Genomic DNA, 18,946 nt, shown 5'->3' with positions numbered 1-18,946 from the left:
CTCACACCTTCCACTCACCGCGGCGTATATCCACCAGCGAGGCGGCCACCGCTTCAAGATTCAATTGCGAAACACGTTCCACTGTACTCGTCAGATCCAACGGGAATGCATCAGCGCCCGCCGCCGCACCGAGCATGGCACCGGCGATGGAAGCGATGGTGTCGGTGTCCCCACCGATATTCGCCGCCCCCAACAGTGCTTTCAGCGGTTCGTCCGCGTACCGCCATGCCAGAGCGAAACTGACCGCCACCGACTCGTCGGCTTCCACCGACGTGCCGAAGTTCTCTCGCAACACCTCAATGAAAGCCCTGTCAAGCGACCGGTGTTCCTCTAATTCCAGCTCTCGCGTGACTTGCGTGTCCGCTATCTCGCCCAGCTGTTCGGCGTGCAGATTGAACGCGTCCGCCGATATCTCACTGTCTGCAACGGCACGGGCCAAACGTATTCCCTGCCGCGCCTTGGAGACCACATTGGCCTTGGGACTCCATGCACCGCGCATCGCCGTACTCTCAGCGATCGAGAGCGCCTGCTCCAGCGCGATACGAACCGGCAGCCCGGCCACGCCAAGGCTCACAGCAGCCGCCACCAGCAGAGCGGAAAGGAAACCGGTCTCAGTATTGTGGGTCACTCGGCACGATTCATACACATAATCGGCAAATTCCGGATTCGTGCGAGTCGCACTCGAAACACCCTCCGTCAGCAGCACTGCACTATGAGCGATGCCGACCGGCGCCACGCGCATGGCCGCCCCGTTGGTGGTGCCGGTACGCCCCGTAGTGGTGATGTCAGCACCCGCACGCACCTGTTCCAACGCAAGTTTCGTCGAGGGTCCCAGCAAATCGTGCGATCCGCGAGCTTTCATGCCATCTTCCCAGACCAACAGCCTCTGCGCCAACAGGTACGGGTCAATATGGCCATGCCCTTGCGCTATAAGCGATGCTATCAGCAGCGCCTGTTCGGTATCGTCGGTCACATGACCCGCCGGCATCCCAGGCGCAATAGGCTGAGTGCTTGAAGCGTCCATCAGACCAGTCACCGTGCCGTACGTATGGTAGATCTGCGTGACGCTCATACTCTGCGTGGGCATACCCAGCGCATCTCCAAGCGCTAGGCCCCGCAATGCACCAAGCGCATGATTAATCTGTGTTTTCTTCACCTTCTCCACACATCTAACTATATGCCGCACCCCATATGCGGCACGCTACGCGCCTTTATCTCGACCGGGTAAATTTACATGTTCGTAAATTTTATAGATCGCTCTCCTGGCACCTCGTCATACAGTCAAGTTCGGGCGCTCCCACTGACCACCACCCCTCACATTTTTGTTCTTTTCGTCACGTTTTATGCGCCTCGTCAAATCCCATAACCTCAGGGCTACCGTCCTCAATGCGCATTGCTTCGCGGTTTTTCCGCCCGGAAAACACCGTTTTCCACCCCGCCAGCGTCTACTCGATACGGTAGATTGAGCTTCATTGAATGCCCCTGTTCGTAAGGGGTTCGCGCGCCCGCCCGGCCGCCACGAGCGACGTTCCGGCGCGTTTCAACGCTATAGACACGGAGGAAACATGGCAGAAGAGGTCAAGCTCGCCGACGACAAAATGATGGCTGAGTCCATCACCCCGCCTGAGTTCAAGGACAACCCCAACGGGCGCATCCGCCCCGTGAACTGGAACAACATCCAGGACGACAAGGACCTCGAGGTGTGGAACCGTCTCATCGCCAACTTCTGGCTGCCTGAGAAGGTGCCGCTGAGCAACGACATCCCTTCCTGGAACAGCCTCACCGAGCACGAGCGCGTCACCACCGTGCGTGTGTTCACCGGCCTGACCACGCTCGACACCGCGCAGGCCACCGTGGGCGAACTGGTGCAGATTCCGAACGCCATCACCGAGCACGAGCAGGCCATCTACACCAACATCGCCTTCATGCAGAGCGTGCACGCGCGGTCGTATTCCTCCATCTTCTCCACGTTCTGCTCCTCCGAGCAGATCGACGAGGCCTACCGCTGGGCTGTGGGCAACGACCTGGTGCAGGAGCGCGTGCGCATCGTCATGGCGCAGTACCAAAGCGACGATCCGCTGAAGCGCAAGATCGCCGCCGTAATGCTCTCCTCGCTGCTGCTGTACGCAGGCTTCTACCTGCCGCTGCACTTCTCCAGCCGCGCCAAGCTGATGAACACCGCCGATATGATTCGCCTCATCCTGCGCGACAAGGCCATCCACGGCTACTACTCGGGCTACAAGTACCAGAAGCACCTGGAACTGCGCACCGAAGCCGACAAGGCGATGCTCAAGCAGTACACCGACGACCTGCTCGAGCAGCTCTACGACCTGGAAGTCAAGTACTCCGCACAGGTGTATGAGGGCTTCGACTTCATCGACGACGTGCAGGCATTCGTGCGCTACAACGCCAACAAGACGCTCATGAACCTGGGCTATGAGGCCAAGTTCTCCGCCGCCGAGACCAAGGTGAGCCCCGAGATCATCGCCGCGCTCTCCCCCTCGGCCGACGAGAACCACGACTTCTTCTCCGGCTCCGGCTCATCCTACGTCATCGGCAACGCGGAAGCCACCGACGACGACGATTGGGATTTCTAAGCATCGCAAGGTAATCTTCAGATAGCAAAGACCCCGGGACGAACGCAGCGTGCGCCGCCCGGGGTCTTTTCGTCTTTGAAGGCTTGCAGTACCGCCACAGTCGTGCATATTGCAAAGCGCGACTCTCATGTGCTTTCCCGGCCAGATGCCTGCAATCCTGCCTTCGCAGATATCTTATTGAGACCAAGCAAGTCGAAACCAGGCAAGAGCTTCATAGTCTCAGCCGCTGCACGCGCTATAGCACGCTGCTACCGTAAAACTCGTCGGTTCCCAATCCCTTGCACGTCAGGCACAGCTGGCCATTGGTCCATATCACCACATCGTGTTTCTTGTATGTCTGCTGGTTTTGCGCCGTACCGCCACCATCAACGGTGTTTTCCAAGTCTCGTGGGGCTATTTCTCGGCGTTCGGCAGCCTTTGGCGAGACACTGGTCACCATAGTGCCTAATTGACGCCCATCAGTATCGGTCACATGTTCTTCACGTGTCTGTTCAGCATCTAAATCCTGCTGCTTGAGCTGAACCAACATCCGCTGCGCTTCGTCGCTGCTGCCGAACTCAGTGACCGTAACATCAACAGCACTGTTGGCGCTGCCACCCTGATATCGTCCTTGGTACGTATGTGGTGCAGCATTGCCGGCTTCAACGTCAAGCGTCGTGTACACATCAGATATATTGTGCATCACCTGTGCCACATCCTCGTGAGCGCTCACCGCGCGGCGTGCCCTGACGGTGAGGAGCGGTGTCTCGGGCGTGGCATCGGGTTGCTGAACCGGTTGTTTGCTGCACAGAATTCCCAATACAACCAAAGTGCACAACAGCAGGCACAGTGCGCCACTCGCGGCAATCGCAAGCGTGCGCACTGTGCCTTTACTTCTGGCACCCTCAGTCATCGAACAGCCATTCGCTCAGGATGCTGGCCATGGTTTCCAGTTCGCTAGCCGGTAGCTGCTCGTCAGCCTTGTGCGCCAACAGCGCACTGCCGGCACCCAGGTTGACGGCAGGAACACCGAGCGCGGAGAATCGCGCCACGTCCGTCCAGCCCAGCTTGGCCTGAGGGTCGCGTCCTGTGCGACGCTTGACCAACGCAGCCAGCGAGCGCGACAGCGGCGAGTCCATGCCCGGGCGCGCGGCAGGAGATTCGTCCTTCATCTCGATGCCAAACCCAGCGAACATGCCTCCCTGCGCCACACGTTCGCCGCCACCCAAGCTCGGCTGGTCGGCAGCGGCACCGCCCATCATGAGTGCTTTGGCCTCTTCCAAGGTCTTGTCAGGCGCGAAACGGTAGTTGACATGCACCCGGCATTCGTCCGGAATCACATTGGTGCCGGTGCCGCCGGAGATGAGCGTGGCATTCACCCCTTCGCGGTAGGTCAGGCCATCCACTTCCACGTCTTCAGGCTCGTAGGCTTCCAGACGGTTGAGAATCTCAGCCGCGGCATGGATGGCGTTGCTGCCCATCCATGCGCGAGCCGAATGTGCGGCAACACCGTGGGTGACCACGTCGAAGCGCATGGTGCCGTTGCACCCGCCTTCGATGCCGCAGTCGGTCGGCTCGCCGATGATGGCGAAATCGCCTGCCAGCAGTTCCGGCCGCTCGTCGGCCACGCGGCGCAACCCGTTGAGTTCGGCGGCCACCTCCTCATGGTCATAGAACACGAACGTCAAATCGTAGCGCAACTGCGCGGGGTTAAACGAGGCAGCACCCACCTGGGCTGCCAGATACAGCATCACCGCGTCAGAGGCCTTCATGTCGGTGGCTCCCCTGCCCCACATCACATGCTCCCCTGGATGGCTCGCTGCCACGTCCTCGCGAACGCGCGGGTCGTCCTGCTCAAGCCAGAGCGGAGGGAAGTTGTCGATGACCGGTACCGTGTCGAGATGACCGGCGAGCACCACGCGTTGCGCTTTGCCATACATGGTGCGAGCCACCACCGTGTCTGCCAAACGATGCACTTCCAGTTGCACATACGATTTCAGGAACCGTTCCACCTCGTCAGCCAGTTCGGTTTCACTGCCGCTGACGGAATAGACGCCCATCAGCGCTTCGAACAGCCCCACCAACGCGTGCGGCCGAGCGACGTTCTTATCGATGTTCAAGTTCATGGTTCGGTCCCGTTTCGAATAGTTCGTTGCTAAGATTCATGATTCGGTTGTACCGGTGATCTACTTTGAGCCGAGTTGTTCCAACCGTTCGGCAAACCCAGGCCAATCCACGCGCAGTGCGGTGAGCAGTTTCAAATCGCCCACCTTGCTCACGGGCACCCATTCGATGGTCAGGCTTTCGTTGTCGTTGGCGCGCGGTTCCACACGATGCCCCGGCTTTTCGAAAGCGAACACCGTAGTGTAGGACCACGGTCCGTGATCCTCGCGGTGAGTGCCGACCACTTCAACATCGTCGGGCGTGATATTCGCCTCCTCATACGCTTCGCGCAGCGCACCTTCGATAGGATTCTCACCCACTGCCATCGCGCCTCCCGGCACGCCCCATGTACCGCCTTCCGCACTCCAGACGGCACGATGCTGCATAACCACATCAGTGACATGCCCCTGCTCATCACGGCGAGCCAGCAGTACTCCGGCAGCGCCGTTCAACCCCCAGTGCCGTCTGCCGCATGCGCAATCCACCCAGCCATCCCCCGGCTGACGAATCGTGCCTTGCGGTGCCTTGGGCGTTGCGGCAGCGACAGCAGGATTGGGCTCGACCGCACTGCGGGCATCGGCACCGAGGGCTTCTTCGGTATTCCACAAATCGGTCCATGCGAATCCCAGCGAGCTCACCATACGACGTAACAGCGGCAGGCTCAGTCCCAACACCCCACTCGGGTCTCCGTCCACACTCTCGATGAACGCTCCGCCCAGTCCCTCCAGTGTGAAGCACCCAGCCACTTCCAGCGGTTCTCCCGAAGCGATGTATGCCTCAATCTCTGCGTCCGTAAAGTCAGCAAAGGTCACTGTGGCATGGCTGGCGGCACGTTCCTGCCGTCCAGAGGCCAAATCAATAACGCAATGCCCGGTCCACAGCTCGCCACTCTTGCCGCGCATGGCACGCAAACGTTCCCTTGCCACTTCAGGCGTATGCGGTTTGCCGAACGCCTCACCATCGAACAGGAACATCGAATCGCAACCTACGATGAGCACCTTGGCATCCGCCCCGGCAAATCCTGGATCCCGCGATACAACAAGTTCCAGCGGCTCGCTGATGTGAGGGATATCCAAACCCGAAAAGTCACGGGTCAGCGTGGGGTCGCTGGCTCGCTGCTCATCTGCAGCACGCTCATCGGCCGAGCGTTCCGCTGTATGGCGTGAGACAAGCACGGCACCGGTGCCTTCATCCACTGTGGCATCATCGCCACTCTCACCGCCGTCGCAGTCCTCGCAGCTATCCCGCAGATCGCTCTGCGCCTGCGAATCGCCCGGTATCTGCACATCATTCCGTGCTTGCAACGGGAAGGCGGTAACCTGCTCTCCGCTTGCCTGCAATGTCGTCTCCGCAACCAGACGGTAAGCGTCATATACCTTCTGCGCCTTGGCTTGAGCCAGAATCATCACTCGCTCTTCAGCGCTCAACGATTCCACCGTACGCCCTTGCGCAGCAGCTTCACGTTCCAGCGCGGCCGGCTCATCCACGCGCGAGACGCTCACCGTCGGATTCACCCCCGCAGCACGCAGCACATTGCGCCGAGATGGCGACTTCGAAGCCAAAATCACAGAAACAGTCATAACGCTCCCCATTCACGCGCCGCACAACGCAACACTTATCTCCATGCTACCGCACCGCACTTGGAAACGCACTCGGATTATTGCGACTGCACCACAACGCCGGAAACATTGACGGGCAAGTGCAACACACGCCAATGGCCACTGCCCAGCTGATCCGAGGCAGCACGATCAATCGCTTCGTCTTCGTCACCGTAATCCGGCACCAACACGCACGGCCCAGCACCGGAGACCGAAGCCGCAAAGCTTTGAACGCGCAACTGTTCGATGAGTTCCCACGAATCCGGCATCAGTGTTTTGCGGTACGGCTGATGGAGCTTGTCTTGCGTTGCCTCAAACAGCAGATCCTTCCCCACAAGCCCTGAAGGCGCGTTAAGCGCCGCGGGGAGCAGAGATGCACGGGAAACGTTGTATATTGCGTCCCCATAAGGCACTTCAGCCGGCAACGCTTGGCGCGCCATCTCGGTAGACAGTTCAACGTCGGGGATAAACACTGCCGCTCGCACCGCCTCGGCCACCGGGTAGGTCACCGTGCCAAAACCACTGTCACGTTTCCAAGAGATGGTGAGACCGCCGAACACCGCTGGAGCCACATTGTCCGGGTGGCCTTCGATGCTTGCCGCCACTTCGAATATGCGCATGCGGTCAAGCGGATCCTGCCCGCTGAACGCCGCAGCCGCAGCCACACCCGCCACAATCGCCTCGGCGGACGACCCCATGCCGCGAGCCTGCGGAATGCGGTTGTGCGCCTCCAAAGTGAACCCGAACGTCGGTACCCCAAACTCACGAGCTGCCTGGCGGAATGCAGCAACCACCAGATGGCGTTCGTCTCTCGGCAGAGTGGCCTCGCCCTCACCGTGAATGATGACCTCTACCGAACCACCATCCGCAGCCCCGCCACTGTGGCGGGTGAACGTGAGATCGTCCCAATACTCGAGCGCCAAACCTGCCGTGTCAAAACCCGAACCAAGGTTCGCGCTGGTGGCAGGAACCCTAACCTGTACCTGGTGAATTTCCTTGCGCTGTTGCGGCTGCTGCTGGTTCATGTCCCCTCCAGACCAGTGGAACGACGGCTAGTCCATCACTCGCAGAATCGACGGCTCGCCTATCACGAAGCTGAAATTACACACGTCCTCCATACACCGGCGCAGTGTCACTTCATCACAGCGGTGCGTCACCACACGTAACGTCTGCAACTCCCCCGAATATCCGGGATTGTGCGCTGTCGGTTTCAAATCCTGATTGATGCCGTTGATCGACACCCCGTAATCCGCGAATTTCTGGGCAATCTGCGCCAAAATTCCAGGTCGGTCGCAGATGCGGAAACGCACCGCAAATTCCGCCTTCGAAGCGTCGAGCGGCGCCTGTGGCAACGTGTGGTACAGATCAATCGCCGGCCCCCACGCCCCCTGAACGACATGCCGAGCCGCGCTCACCACGTCGCCAAGCACCGCCGAAGCCGTGGGCGCGCCACCAGCCCCAGGGCCGTAGAACATCAGATCGTCAGCGGCCTGAGCATGTACAAACGCAGCGTTGAAGCTGCCACGCACGGACGCCAGCGGATGATCCTTCGAGATCAGCGCCGGGTAGACGCGCGCAGAAACACCATCATCATCGTGCTGCGCCACGGCCAACAGCTTGACCACTTTGCCCTCTGCGGTGGCAGCGGCGATGTCGTCTGCAGTGATTTTGGTAATCCCCTCCACAGCCACGTCGTCGATGCTCACCGGTGTGTGGAATGCCAAAGATGCCACGATAGCCGCCTTGTTGGCCGCGTCTTCGCCTTCAATGTCCCCTGTGGGATCCGCCTCGGCGTAGCCTTTGGCTTGCGCATCCTGCAGCGCTACGTCGAAGTCGAGTCCCTTTGTGGTCATCTCGTCAAGAATGTAATTCGTTGTGCCGTTAAGAATGCCGAGCACCTGGGTGACATGGTCGCCGGACAGCGACTCGCATAGTGGCCGAAGCAGAGGAATGGCACCGCCCACTGCTGCCTCGAAGAACAAATCAACGTGATGGTTTGCGGCAGCCTGGTACAGTTCAGGTCCAAACTTGGCCAGCAACGCCTTGTTGGCCGTGACCACGGATTTACCGGCTTGCAAAGCGCCAAGCACCAGCGTGCGTGCGGGTTCCAATCCACCGATAAGCTCGACAACAATATCGGCGCCATCCACCACGGACTGTGTGTCTTCGGTCAAAAGTGACCGGTCAATCCAAGGTGCATCAACGGATTGGGGATTACGGCAGGCCACGCCGGACAGTTCAAGCGGGCGCCCCACACGGCGCGCCAACTCATCACTCTGCTCAATCAGCAGACGTGCAGCCTGTGAACCGACCGTGCCCGCCCCCAGCAAACCGATGCGAATCGGGGTCTGGGCTTGGCCGGCTTCGGCAGCACACGCCACAGTCTCGCCGTTGTTGGGTTGTACCGCTGTTTGGACCATATGCCACCGCCTTGAACCGTTGCTTGATAGTTGCTTCCATCGTACGGAACAAATCCGACAGATGCCGTATTCGTCTCAGGCACAGCGGAATTGGCATATACCGGGCTGGCTCACCCCTGATCGAGGTCGAGCAGGTCTTCGATGGTCTGGCGGCGCAGCATGACGTGTGCCCCCTCCCCGCTGACCGCAACGACCGCTGGGATGAGCGCCTGATTGTAATTGCTGGCCATGGTGCGGCCGTACGCGCCGGTGACCGGGACGGCGAGCACGTCGCCGCGCTTCAGATCGCTCGGCAGCCGGCACTCATTGACAACGATGTCTCCCGACTCGCAGTGCATGCCCACCACACGGGCCAGCATAGTTTCTGCACTAGCACTGGTGTTTGCGTCGCCCATCACGCCATGACCGCAGCTCGGCTCTTCAGCAGATGGCCGCTGAACTTTCTCGCTCTGTGCAACAGATGGCTTGATTCCGTTTTCGCTCTCCCCACAGCGCCCGGCCACCACCGCCGTGTAATCCGCGCCATATAGGGCCGGCCGAATGTTATCGCTCATACCGCCGTCCACGGAAACGTACACACGTTCTGCAATCGGTTTGCCAGCACTGTCTTTCGTACCCTCAGGCAACGCCACATGCTTGATGGCCCCCACTCGGTACAGTGTGACGCCGGCAGGTCCGGCGATCCAACGTCCCGGTTCGAAGGAGATGGCCGGCGCAGGCATGCCCAACGCCTGGTTGACCTGATTCGTAGCGCGAGCGAGCCTCCCCAGCTCCACCTCGATGTCCATCGAATCTTCGGCATCGGTGTACGCCACGGAATATCCGCCGCCAAGATCCACTTCCGGCAGGATATAGCCGTCGGTGGCGTAGAAGGTGCGGCGCAGCAGCATCATGCGCTGTCCAGCCTGAATGAAGGCGTTCGCATCATGAATCTGTGAGCCGATGTGGGAATGAATGCCCACAAGTTCCAAGTCGTCACTCAGTGCGGCGATATTGTTCAGCACAGCCAACGCCGGCCCTGCCGCCACTGCTTCCATGGCGTCCATCAGTGCACGGTCAGTGCCGGAAAGAGGGGGCAGACTCGCATCGTACGGCGAATGCATGCTGTAATCCAGCGCATGCCCAAGAGTTGCCTCTTTGGAACCTGAGACGCCTGCACTCCCGGTTGTTTCAAGTCGTACCGCATCGTTGCCACAATCGCCGCCGTGCTGCGGGACTGGGTCATCCAACCGGTCAAGCACGTCGAAAATCTCCGGCCGGGCGCCTTGCGGCAGCAACGCAACGCCGAACTTCTGATCCTCATGCGCTGTGGAAATGTATTCGTGGCCTCCGGCATGAATGCCACAAGTGACGCGTAGCATAACCCTGGCGCGTTTGCCGACACGACGCGCAATTGCCGCAATGCGTGCCGGCTCTCCCGGCTCATCGACCACAATCTTGTCAAATCCTTCGCGCACCGCGAGTTCAATCTCCTCGTCGGATTTATTGTTGCCGTGCAACACCAAGCGGCGCCCGGGAACCCCAGCGGCAAGGGCGATGCGCATCTCCCCCATGGAACATGTGTCGACCAGCATGCCTTCCTGAGTAACGATGCGCGCCACCTCGCGAGTCAGAAATGTTTTGGCTGCAAAACTCACGTGTGTGGTGGACATGGGGAACGCTTGGGCTGCCGCACTCACGAATCGGTGCGCACGGGAACGCAGCTCGTCGGTATCCATAAGGTAGAGCGGGGAACCGAACTCGTGCAGCAATGAGGCGGCAGTACGTCCATGGAACGTGAGTTCACCGTTGTTGTCCCACGCGGTGGCCTGCGGCCAGATAGGGCTGATTCCTGTCATATCGTTTCTCCTTGCCAACTGTTGCTGCAAATCCACCTCGCCTACCCGGTCCAATCGTTCCGTGAGTACTTGCGTGGGCATCGTGGCGGTACTGCCATCCCGCAAACCGCTGAATTGCAACGTTCTTGCAAAGGCACCACCGTGCAATACCAGCACAAAGTACTCACGGAACACGAACCCTATTCATGTTTTATGATGAGGCAGGCTTCCTGAGCGGATCACATCTTGTCTGGAGCGCTCACGCCCAGTAGGTCGAGCCCCGAGGCGATGACCTGGCGGGCGGCATCGTTGAGCTGTAAACGGGCAGCGGCACGAGCCGGCTCTGGATTCTTAGCCACGCGCAACGCTTCGCGTTCCTGCTCATCGCGGCGCTCTTCCGCTTCAGTGAGATCCATCGGCACCACTCGTTCAAGGTTGTACCACTTGTGGTAAGCGCCTGCGAGCGATTCCAGATAGTGTGCAATCTTGTGAGGGGCGCGCAGGTCTCCGGCTTCAGACACCGTGGCGGGCCATTGTGCGATGGCGGCCAGCAGCTCACCGTCGGCTTGTGTGTCAAGCAGCGACAGGTCAGCCTGAGCGTACCCCAGCTCACCGATGCCAGCCGCTGCGGCGTTGCGCGCCACATTGCAGCTGCGTGCGTGAGCGTACTGCACGTAGTAGACCGGGTTCTCGTTGGAATGGGAGGAAAGCAGATCCAAGTCGATGTCGACACTGGTGTTGTAGTCGGTACGTTCCAGGGAATAGCGCGACGCATCCACGCCGATGGCTCCCACAAGGTCGTCGATGGTTACGACGTTGCCGGCGCGCTTCGACATGCGCACCGCTTTGCCGTCCTTCATCACGTTGACCATCTGACCGATGAGAATCTGCATGTTCTCGCCCGGTTTGTCGCCGAATGCGTCGCACATGGCCATCATGCGGCCGATATAGCCGTGATGGTCTGCACCAAGCATGTAGATGGCCACATCCGCCGGATCCTGCGCGCGATGGCGCTTGTCCCAGTAGTAGGCGATGTCGGCGGCGAAGTAGGCGTACTCACCGTTGGATTTGAGAATGACGCGATCTTTGTCGTCACCATGCTTGGTGGACGCAAACCAGGTGGCGCCGTCCTTCTCGTAAATGTCGCCACGCTCGCGCAGATAATCAATGGCTTTCTGCGCAGCTCCGGACTCATAGACGCTGTTCTCATGGAACCATACGTCGAAGTTCACGCGGAAATTCTTCATGGACTGCTGAATTTCGGCAAACATCATGGGCACGGCACGCTTGCGGAATTCCTCGCGCTGCGCCGAATCGCCCTCACCCAGAGGTTCGCCGTCCTTGTCTGACCCGCTATCGACGCGGGGCAGCGCAAGCACATCGATACCGTCCGCTTTGCCTTCGGCAATCACGCGGTCTGCAATTTCGTTGATATAGGTACCTTTGTATCCGTCAACGGGCACCGCTTCACCGTGCGCTGCAGCCACCAAGGATTTGGCGAACCGGTTGATTTGCTCCCCATGATCATTGAAATAGTATTCGCGCACCACTTTGGCACCGTTGGCTTCCAATACACGAGCCATTGCGTCGCCAGTAGCCGCCCAGCGCACGCCACCGATGTGGATGGGACCGGTAGGATTGGCCGAGACGAACTCCAAGTTGAGGGTTTTGCCGCCCAAGTGCTGGTTACGTCCGAAATTCGCACCTTGTTCCAGCACCGTGGTCACCACCGCTGCCGCAGAAGCGGAATCGAGCGTGATGTTGATGAAGCCGGGACCCGCAACTTCCACCGAGCTGATGCCGTCGGCTTTGCCGAGTTCGCCGGCGAATGCCTGTGCCAGCTCGCGCGGATCCATGCCAGCCTTCTTGGCCAGCTGCATGGCTACGTTCGAAGCCCAGTCACCATGAGCACGATCTTTGGGACGCATCACTGCCAGCTTGCTCACTTCAGGTATGAGATCATCGGTCAGGTTTCCGGCAGCGCCAGAGGCCACCAGAGCATGTGCGGTGTTCGAAATCAGTTCACTTAAGGCTTCAGGATTCATTCGTCCAATTCTACTGTGGTTGGGTGACGGGATTTTACACCAGCACAACCTGCGTGCCGTGAGACAGGTCTCCTCTCACTACCAATACCGGCATTGAGGTTTGAGTTTGATTGAAAATTAGGTTCTTGCCTGTTCTCGCCTCATGCACGCCCATCTTCAGCTGTCCCATGCTCCTTATACCGGTCTTGTTCATTGCTGTTTACACCTCAATATGCAGTGACTCATCGGCCACGGCAAATGCTTCCCCAGCACGGACGGGGGCGCGTTCTCCTTTGGCGAGTTTGATGCCACGCACCATAGTACCGTTCGCTGAGCCAAGGTCGGAAACCCCGAATGTCTCATCTCCCATATCGACAATCAAGGCATGAACACGACTCACGTTGGTGTTCCCGCGCACCCGGGCCGCACACTGGGGCGAGCGGCCCACCACCACTTCAGCTTCTGCTTGGCACAGGCACGAACCGTCACGTTCACGAATAACAGAGAACAGGGAAGACCGGGCAAGAGAAGGGCTTGGGGTGTCGCGCTGCAACTGCCGAGAATCGTCTGGAGCAAGCAATCGCGTTCCGGCCTCCTCCAAGCCGATGCCTGCCGCATCCTGCGAATCCTCATTCAAGCGCGCAGTAGTATTGGATTCTGACAATATCGATTCAACATTCGGCTCCGTATTAGCATCGGTCGATTTCTTCACATCTATAGGGTTCTCGCTCCTGCTGTTCGCTTCAGGCCCCACCGACAGACCGAACGGATCAAACCTGGCATGCCGCTCGGATGCAACTGTGGATTCTGTCTGAGCCAGCGACGACTGCGAATCTTGCTGCTTATGGGAATCGAGGTGGAAATGCGTGTTGAGGACATCATTAAAGTCAAAAGCCGAGAAAACGGAAACACGTTTCACATAGTCATCAACGTGCCTGGTCGCTTCAGCATCGGATGGCAGCACAAAGCGGATATTCCGCGGTTGCGCCAAAAACTCCAACAGCGTCAGAATACTGCTCTTCGCATTGGGCGCTGGCGTTATCGGCAGACAGCAGAACAACAGGTTGCCGCTGTCTACGTAAATGGCTTCCGGCTCGAATCTGACAGATTCCATAGGCAGGTCAGTTTGTGCGCATACATCCCCAAGCGCTCCCACCGAGCGCAGAAGCTTCTGGTATTGCACTCCCGAAATCCCCATGCCCAAGTATTCCTGAAGCGTAGGGTACCCGGTGATGTCATAGTAGAACAGGTTTTTGCTGCCTTTCACCTCATATTTGAATGGCAACAGAGATGAAGAGGGCAGCGTTTTCAACCATTCTGCCAGCTTGTAGTCAAGTTCTTCACCACGCGTCGTACGTATCATCAGCGTGGCCGCACCGGTGGCTCTGTCACGTTTCTTGTGCTCTTTCATCGGCAACCTCCCCTACTACCAACTTCATTGCTGTTCCAAGTGTAATATGGAGCCTGCGCATCATCCGATATCCATATATTCAGTTATTTTGGAATTGTTATGACTACCCGAACATAGCGCGCAAGGAGTGAAACGTGAACGAAAAGGTTATGCTCAACATCACGCTACCAGCGACTCACCGCTCGTATGATTTCAACGTTCCCCGCAAACTCACTATCCATGAGACCGCTAATCTTGTCGCTGAAATCCTAGCCAACCGCGAACCGGATTATTACCATGCCGGCGGCAATGCGGCGCTTATGGACAAGCAGACCGGCACGCTTCTGGATCCGCGCAGCAATATCAGGGAGTCGGACATGAAGAATGGTTCACAACTCGTTCTGGTGTAACTCGTTCCATCTGGCCGGCCTTCGACGCAGACCACTCGTTTATCGAAGGCAATCACAAACAAGCAAGCACAACAGTGCCGCCTGTTACCGACGCCGTCTCCTAGCCTTTGCGCGGCGTGCCTCTTTTTGGCGTCGCGCTTCGGCAGCTTGCTGTTCTATCAGACCGACCGTTTGAGAGCGTTCATTACCGATAGTAAATAGATTGAACTGCAGCTGGTTAATCTTACCGTCGATCGCGCTACGAGCCGAATCTATGTCCCTTCGCAGCCCGTCAACACTCTTTTTAGCCTCGCGCTTCTTTGACTCGAATTCTTCCCGCTTATCACCTTGCCACGTTCCACCGGCATCGTACCGATCGACAGGTGTTTCCACATCCATTTGCACACTGTAGGCTATCCCCTGCAACGAATTGGCAGCAGCTCGCAGTCGGTTAATCTGCCCGTTCACCACAGACGACTGCCTGTCCAAATCCGCAACAACACTTTGCAAACTCATGGCTACACCTTTCATAAAACATCGATAATTACATTGTAACTTATGACACAAAGCGTGGGAACTGTCATTTTCTTACCCCGTGCCGTCCGCTCACACCAACACACAAATCCTCAACACACCCCACACCGGACGACACCAACCCATACAACACACCCAACACCACACGAACCACACGCAACACCAACAACAACCACCTCGCAGAACTACCACGCCCCAACATCACAGCCACACCACACACCACCAACACCACAACACCCAACACCCAACACCCAACACCATCATCCACCTCAGGAATCAACGGATTCGACACCACGACCACACTCCTTCAACAAAATTCAACTTAACTTACTTTTAGCCATTACTTCACCGATACATACGAATACCATTCAATGTCTCAAGCTGAGTAGTAAAAATGCTCCGCATATCAATCCACCAGGTCGACCGCCCATCAGAATCAGACAATAGAAGGCGAGCCGTCGTCATCCGGATCGACCACCACTACAAACTGCCCCATAAAATTCACATACATCTGAGGCAACACCCAAAACGCCACCGCCAAAATAATCAACGACCAATCACGATCAGCCACCACATACATCACCACACCACACAACAACGGCAACACCATAAACACACGAGACACCACCATAAACAACCGAAAATCACGACACACCAAATGCTTCGACATACGACGCAACAACACACCAGCAGGCACAAAATACACACCCGTAATCAACAACGGAATACCAAGCACCACCAACGTCCACGACACCGGATCACGCAACTGAGTGCTCCCACGCTCAAACACCGCATCCCAAATCATCAAAACAGACATCAACACAAAAAACGCGGCAGCGAAATAAGCAATATAAGCTAGGTTACGAGTGCGCCTGCGAGCTGTAGGAGTTTTCCTACCGCCAAATACTACAAACCACGACTCCTTACCGTCAGCCTCATCCTCAAACCGCAATTTTGCATTCTTATTAGGCAAACCAGCCGTCAACGGATTCCACACCACAACCACACTCCTCACAAACACAACCAATACTTCAACTCAGATTCAACGCACGCATGAACGTCATGAGACATATCAGACTCAGACAAACGTCCATTGTTTGAGCGCGTTGTCTGCCGCGGCATACGCACATCATTCAATGCATCAGGCTGAGCGGTAAAGTGCTCCGCATACCAATCCACAGCATCAAGCAACTTTCCACGAGTCTCCACACTCAACTTGTCGTTCCACACCACATCACCAGCCACATGCTCAACACCAGACTGCACCAACGGCTTACCTTTCTCAGAGACGTTATCCAAGACACTTCCTACGCCTTGCTGTGCGCCAATCGCCGCAAGCTGACCAGAAAGACTGTTATCTGTCTTATCTTTGATAAGCTCACTAATTTTATCTGTCACTGCACTCTCAAAAGCATCAGATACCGCATACTCAGTCGCCGTTGCAGCCATCGACCCCCACACCGAATGCCCAGTAGCTTTTGCAGCTTGATACACATGTGTAATCGGCTCTACCTTAGACGCAGACATCGCCGTCACTGTCCCACGCGAACTAGCGATGAAAGTCGGAGGGTTATTCTTCACAATGTTCACCAGTGTACCGCGTAACGCCGTAGACAACCCAACACCAGTACCTATCACACCCTCAGCACTGTTATACAATTTCTGATTACCCGAAAACACCGTATCTCGAATAAGATTGAACGAATGCCCTGACTTACCAGCAGATATATCCTCAGCACCTTCCAAGAGATCAGAACCACTCATCGTTATCTGTGCCAGAGCCAGAGCAAACACTACCGGAGCAGCTGCACCGCCAGTAGTCAGAATCGCTGAAACACCAGCAGCAACACCTAGAAAAGCACATACCACTTTTACTATACCGTTTTCGTGTCTTGTTTTGACTATTTTCTGTTCCGCAACCTCATACTCCCTAAGATGCTGCTTCTGCCACTGCTTCATCCCCCTCACCGACTTCATTGACTCCACATACCACGGCTCAGCAGCCAACCCACCAGCACTATAATGCCCGCCACCAGCATACGAACCCAATCCTGACAGCAACCGCTCAAGACTATCCAACGAATTGCCGAACTGTACCGCCTTCGCCCTCTGCTGCGACTCATAATCACCGACCCGCTGCTGCAAATCACGAGCCACCTTCCCACTACGATGCACCAACTCAATAGCAGAACCCGCATGACCAGACGCAGACACCCCCACCACATCACTCACACTCTGCACCACACGCACAAAATCAGCATTCAACTCAGCAGTACGAGACGACCTCCGCTCAAACCAAGCAGCAGCATCATTCAACGTCCCATCATCAAACCGAGTCTTATTAGCTCCATCAATACCGTCATACCCATCCGCATACAACACAAACTGCATACGCAACTGCTTAGCCACCGTCTTCATCATATCCACAGCAGCCTTCTGAGCCTCACCCCAATACGCCTTGACACTGTCAGCAGTCTTACCCTTAAAAACATCAGAATTCTGCAACCTTTTAATCGCACTCGTCACACTATCCAACGCTTCATCAAGCTGCTGCGAATAAATATCCACCTCAGTGGCCGTATCCTTAACGTTCGCTTTCACAACATAAAAACCCATAATTCTTTCTCCTATCTATAAACCGTATGTGTCGTATTCTTAACTACGCATCACAATACGCTCTGTGTCACCACAGAATCAGATAAATCCTCATCATCCATCACCACCACAAACTGCCTCATCGCATTCACATACATTTGAGGCAACACCCAAAACGCCGCCGCCAAAATAACCAACGACCAATCACGATCAGCCATCACATACATCACCACACCACACAACAACGGCAACACCATAAACACACGAGACACCACCATAAACAACCGAAAATCACTACTTGCCAATTTCTTCGACATCCGCAGTAACAAGACACCAGCAGGCACAAAATACACACCAGTGACGAACACAGACATGCAAAGTGTTAATAGCCACCACTGGAAATCGTCATCTACTATCATCATTCGTACACCAACTGCCGCAATCAATATCGCACCCGTTGCAAAGAAAAAAGCAGCATACGACAGATTGCGGGTACGTTTACGAAGCGACGAGTAATGGTTCACAAACCACTTCGTACCAACAACCCCAAGCGGCCTCCCATCATTATCCTCATCAGCAAAACGCAACCTCACACCCTCATCAGGCAAACCAGACACCAACGGATTCCACATAACAACCACACTCCCTAAAAATTGACATAACTTACTTTTATACGAGTCTTAACACTTAGTGCTGCTGCACCATAGACATAAGACCCTTGCTAGCAGTCTGATCGGCCTTCTCGAGCTCGGCAACAGCCTTGGATAGTACTGCAGCATCATCACTCAACACCGAAGCATATTGCTGAACATCACGGTAGAATCTCTCTGCAGCACTGCGATATGCCTGCAATGCCATGGCATTACCCTCCATGCCTGGCAGAGACATAGAAATAGATTTCACCTTTGAACCGGCATCACTACACCCACGCGTCAGCTCATCAAGCCTCGCCTTATTCAGCTGAATCATCCCACCCATATTCACTCCTCACCTTTCACAGTATTCTCATCAATATCAGTCTCAGATGCACTATCACCATTCTCAAGAGACTCGGTACCGTCAAGATTGTCAGACTCAGCGTCGTGCAGGTCCGCATACGCATCTTCAACAGTCTGATTAATATCCTCCTGAGTTAGCGGGTCAGGATGAGCTTTATCCATGGTAATGAATCGTAGCGCCTCATCGATGGTCTTCACCATCTCAGCGTTCTCCTCATCATGGAACCCTTTAAACACAACCTGCTTAATATCTTCATGATTGAAGTAGAGCAAGATGTCACTCATCATCCCTTCGGGATATAGACACCCACCATAATCGACATAAAGCATGCCTTGATCGTGCGGCACAGACACACCCCGAGAAACAATCATTAACTTTTTATCGTTGCCTCTCACCTCAACGACGCTACCCAACGGCAGAAAATCTGGAGCATCCATATTC

18 protein-coding genes are annotated in these 18,946 nt (G+C 56.4%); 2 read left to right on the top strand and 16 right to left on the bottom strand.

Annotated features, from left to right (window positions below):
* Position 1: 1 nt before the first annotated feature.
* Positions 2-1,165, bottom strand: a complete 1,164-nt coding sequence (locus ACSYSO_RS02090; protein WP_489760389.1) for an ADP-ribosylglycohydrolase family protein — start codon at positions 1,163-1,165, stop codon at positions 2-4.
* Positions 1,166-1,601: 436 nt separating this feature from the next.
* On the opposite strand from ACSYSO_RS02090, the gene nrdF reads away from it, so the two are divergent.
* Complete coding sequence (gene nrdF / locus ACSYSO_RS02085) at positions 1,602-2,597, top strand: class 1b ribonucleoside-diphosphate reductase subunit beta (protein WP_489760403.1); 996 nt, start codon at positions 1,602-1,604, stop codon at positions 2,595-2,597.
* A gap of 235 nt (positions 2,598-2,832) precedes the next feature.
* Here the strand turns inward: nrdF and ACSYSO_RS02080 are convergent, their stop codons facing one another.
* The 9 genes from ACSYSO_RS02080 to ACSYSO_RS02040 all read right to left on the bottom strand — a co-directional run bounded on the left by ACSYSO_RS02080 (position 2,833) and on the right by ACSYSO_RS02040 (position 14,009).
* Entirely contained in the window at positions 2,833-3,489 is a 657-nt protein-coding gene (locus tag ACSYSO_RS02080; protein WP_489760388.1) for a hypothetical protein, read from the bottom strand.
* Positions 3,482-4,702, bottom strand: a complete 1,221-nt coding sequence (gene dapE, locus ACSYSO_RS02075; protein ID WP_489760387.1) for a succinyl-diaminopimelate desuccinylase — start codon at positions 4,700-4,702, stop codon at positions 3,482-3,484. The genes ACSYSO_RS02080 and dapE overlap by 8 nt, the downstream gene beginning before the upstream one ends.
* 60 nt (positions 4,703-4,762) lie before the next feature.
* On the bottom strand, positions 4,763-6,319 hold the full coding sequence (locus ACSYSO_RS02070; RefSeq protein ID WP_489760386.1) for a Maf family protein: 1,557 nt from the start codon (positions 6,317-6,319) through the stop codon (positions 4,763-4,765).
* A gap of 77 nt (positions 6,320-6,396) precedes the next feature.
* Positions 6,397-7,362 carry a homoserine kinase gene (gene thrB, locus ACSYSO_RS02065; RefSeq protein WP_489760385.1) on the bottom strand — a complete coding sequence of 322 codons (966 nt, stop codon included), beginning with the start codon at positions 7,360-7,362 and terminating at the stop codon, positions 6,397-6,399.
* Positions 7,363-7,389: 27 nt separating this feature from the next.
* Complete coding sequence (locus ACSYSO_RS02060) at positions 7,390-8,757, bottom strand: homoserine dehydrogenase (RefSeq protein WP_489760384.1); 1,368 nt, start codon at positions 8,755-8,757, stop codon at positions 7,390-7,392.
* Between the two features lie 110 nt (positions 8,758-8,867).
* Positions 8,868-10,595, bottom strand: coding sequence for a diaminopimelate decarboxylase family protein (locus ACSYSO_RS02055; RefSeq protein WP_489760383.1), 1,728 nt, complete (start codon positions 10,593-10,595; stop codon positions 8,868-8,870).
* 218 nt (positions 10,596-10,813) lie between these two features.
* Positions 10,814-12,619, bottom strand: a complete 1,806-nt coding sequence (argS, locus tag ACSYSO_RS02050; RefSeq protein WP_489760382.1) for an arginine--tRNA ligase — start codon at positions 12,617-12,619, stop codon at positions 10,814-10,816.
* Between the two features lie 34 nt (positions 12,620-12,653).
* Complete coding sequence (locus tag ACSYSO_RS02045; protein ID WP_489760381.1) at positions 12,654-12,788, bottom strand: hypothetical protein; 135 nt, start codon at positions 12,786-12,788, stop codon at positions 12,654-12,656.
* A gap of 30 nt (positions 12,789-12,818) precedes the next feature.
* Positions 12,819-14,009 (bottom strand): FHA domain-containing protein, encoded by a 1,191-nt coding sequence (locus tag ACSYSO_RS02040; protein WP_489760380.1) that lies wholly within the window; start codon positions 14,007-14,009, stop codon positions 12,819-12,821.
* A gap of 134 nt (positions 14,010-14,143) precedes the next feature.
* Between ACSYSO_RS02040 and ACSYSO_RS02035 the strand changes: the two genes are divergently transcribed.
* Positions 14,144-14,398 (top strand): hypothetical protein, encoded by a 255-nt coding sequence (locus ACSYSO_RS02035; RefSeq protein ID WP_489760379.1) that lies wholly within the window; start codon positions 14,144-14,146, stop codon positions 14,396-14,398.
* A gap of 84 nt (positions 14,399-14,482) precedes the next feature.
* Here ACSYSO_RS02035 and ACSYSO_RS02030 read toward each other — a convergent pair whose 3' ends face one another.
* From ACSYSO_RS02030 to ACSYSO_RS02005, 6 genes are all read right to left on the bottom strand, one after another.
* Positions 14,483-14,893 (bottom strand): hypothetical protein, encoded by a 411-nt coding sequence (locus tag ACSYSO_RS02030; protein WP_489760378.1) that lies wholly within the window; start codon positions 14,891-14,893, stop codon positions 14,483-14,485.
* Positions 14,894-15,347: 454 nt separating this feature from the next.
* Positions 15,348-15,911: a hypothetical protein gene (locus ACSYSO_RS02025; RefSeq protein ID WP_491701914.1), complete on the bottom strand. Its 564-nt coding sequence runs from the start codon at positions 15,909-15,911 to the stop codon at positions 15,348-15,350.
* Between the two features lie 11 nt (positions 15,912-15,922).
* Positions 15,923-17,527, bottom strand: coding sequence for a T7SS effector LXG polymorphic toxin (locus ACSYSO_RS02020; protein ID WP_489760376.1), 1,605 nt, complete (start codon positions 17,525-17,527; stop codon positions 15,923-15,925).
* Between the two features lie 50 nt (positions 17,528-17,577).
* Positions 17,578-18,138, bottom strand: coding sequence for a hypothetical protein (locus tag ACSYSO_RS02015; RefSeq protein WP_489760375.1), 561 nt, complete (start codon positions 18,136-18,138; stop codon positions 17,578-17,580).
* Between the two features lie 55 nt (positions 18,139-18,193).
* Positions 18,194-18,484: a hypothetical protein gene (locus ACSYSO_RS02010; protein WP_489760374.1), complete on the bottom strand. Its 291-nt coding sequence runs from the start codon at positions 18,482-18,484 to the stop codon at positions 18,194-18,196.
* 2 nt (positions 18,485-18,486) lie between these two features.
* Positions 18,487-18,942 (bottom strand): DUF4176 domain-containing protein, encoded by a 456-nt coding sequence (locus ACSYSO_RS02005; protein WP_489760373.1) that lies wholly within the window; start codon positions 18,940-18,942, stop codon positions 18,487-18,489.
* Positions 18,943-18,946: the final 4 nt, after the last annotated feature.

The sequence above is a fragment of the Bifidobacterium sp. ESL1130 genome, from assembly GCF_058507935.1.
This window is presented reverse-complemented; position numbering and strand designations above follow the sequence as displayed.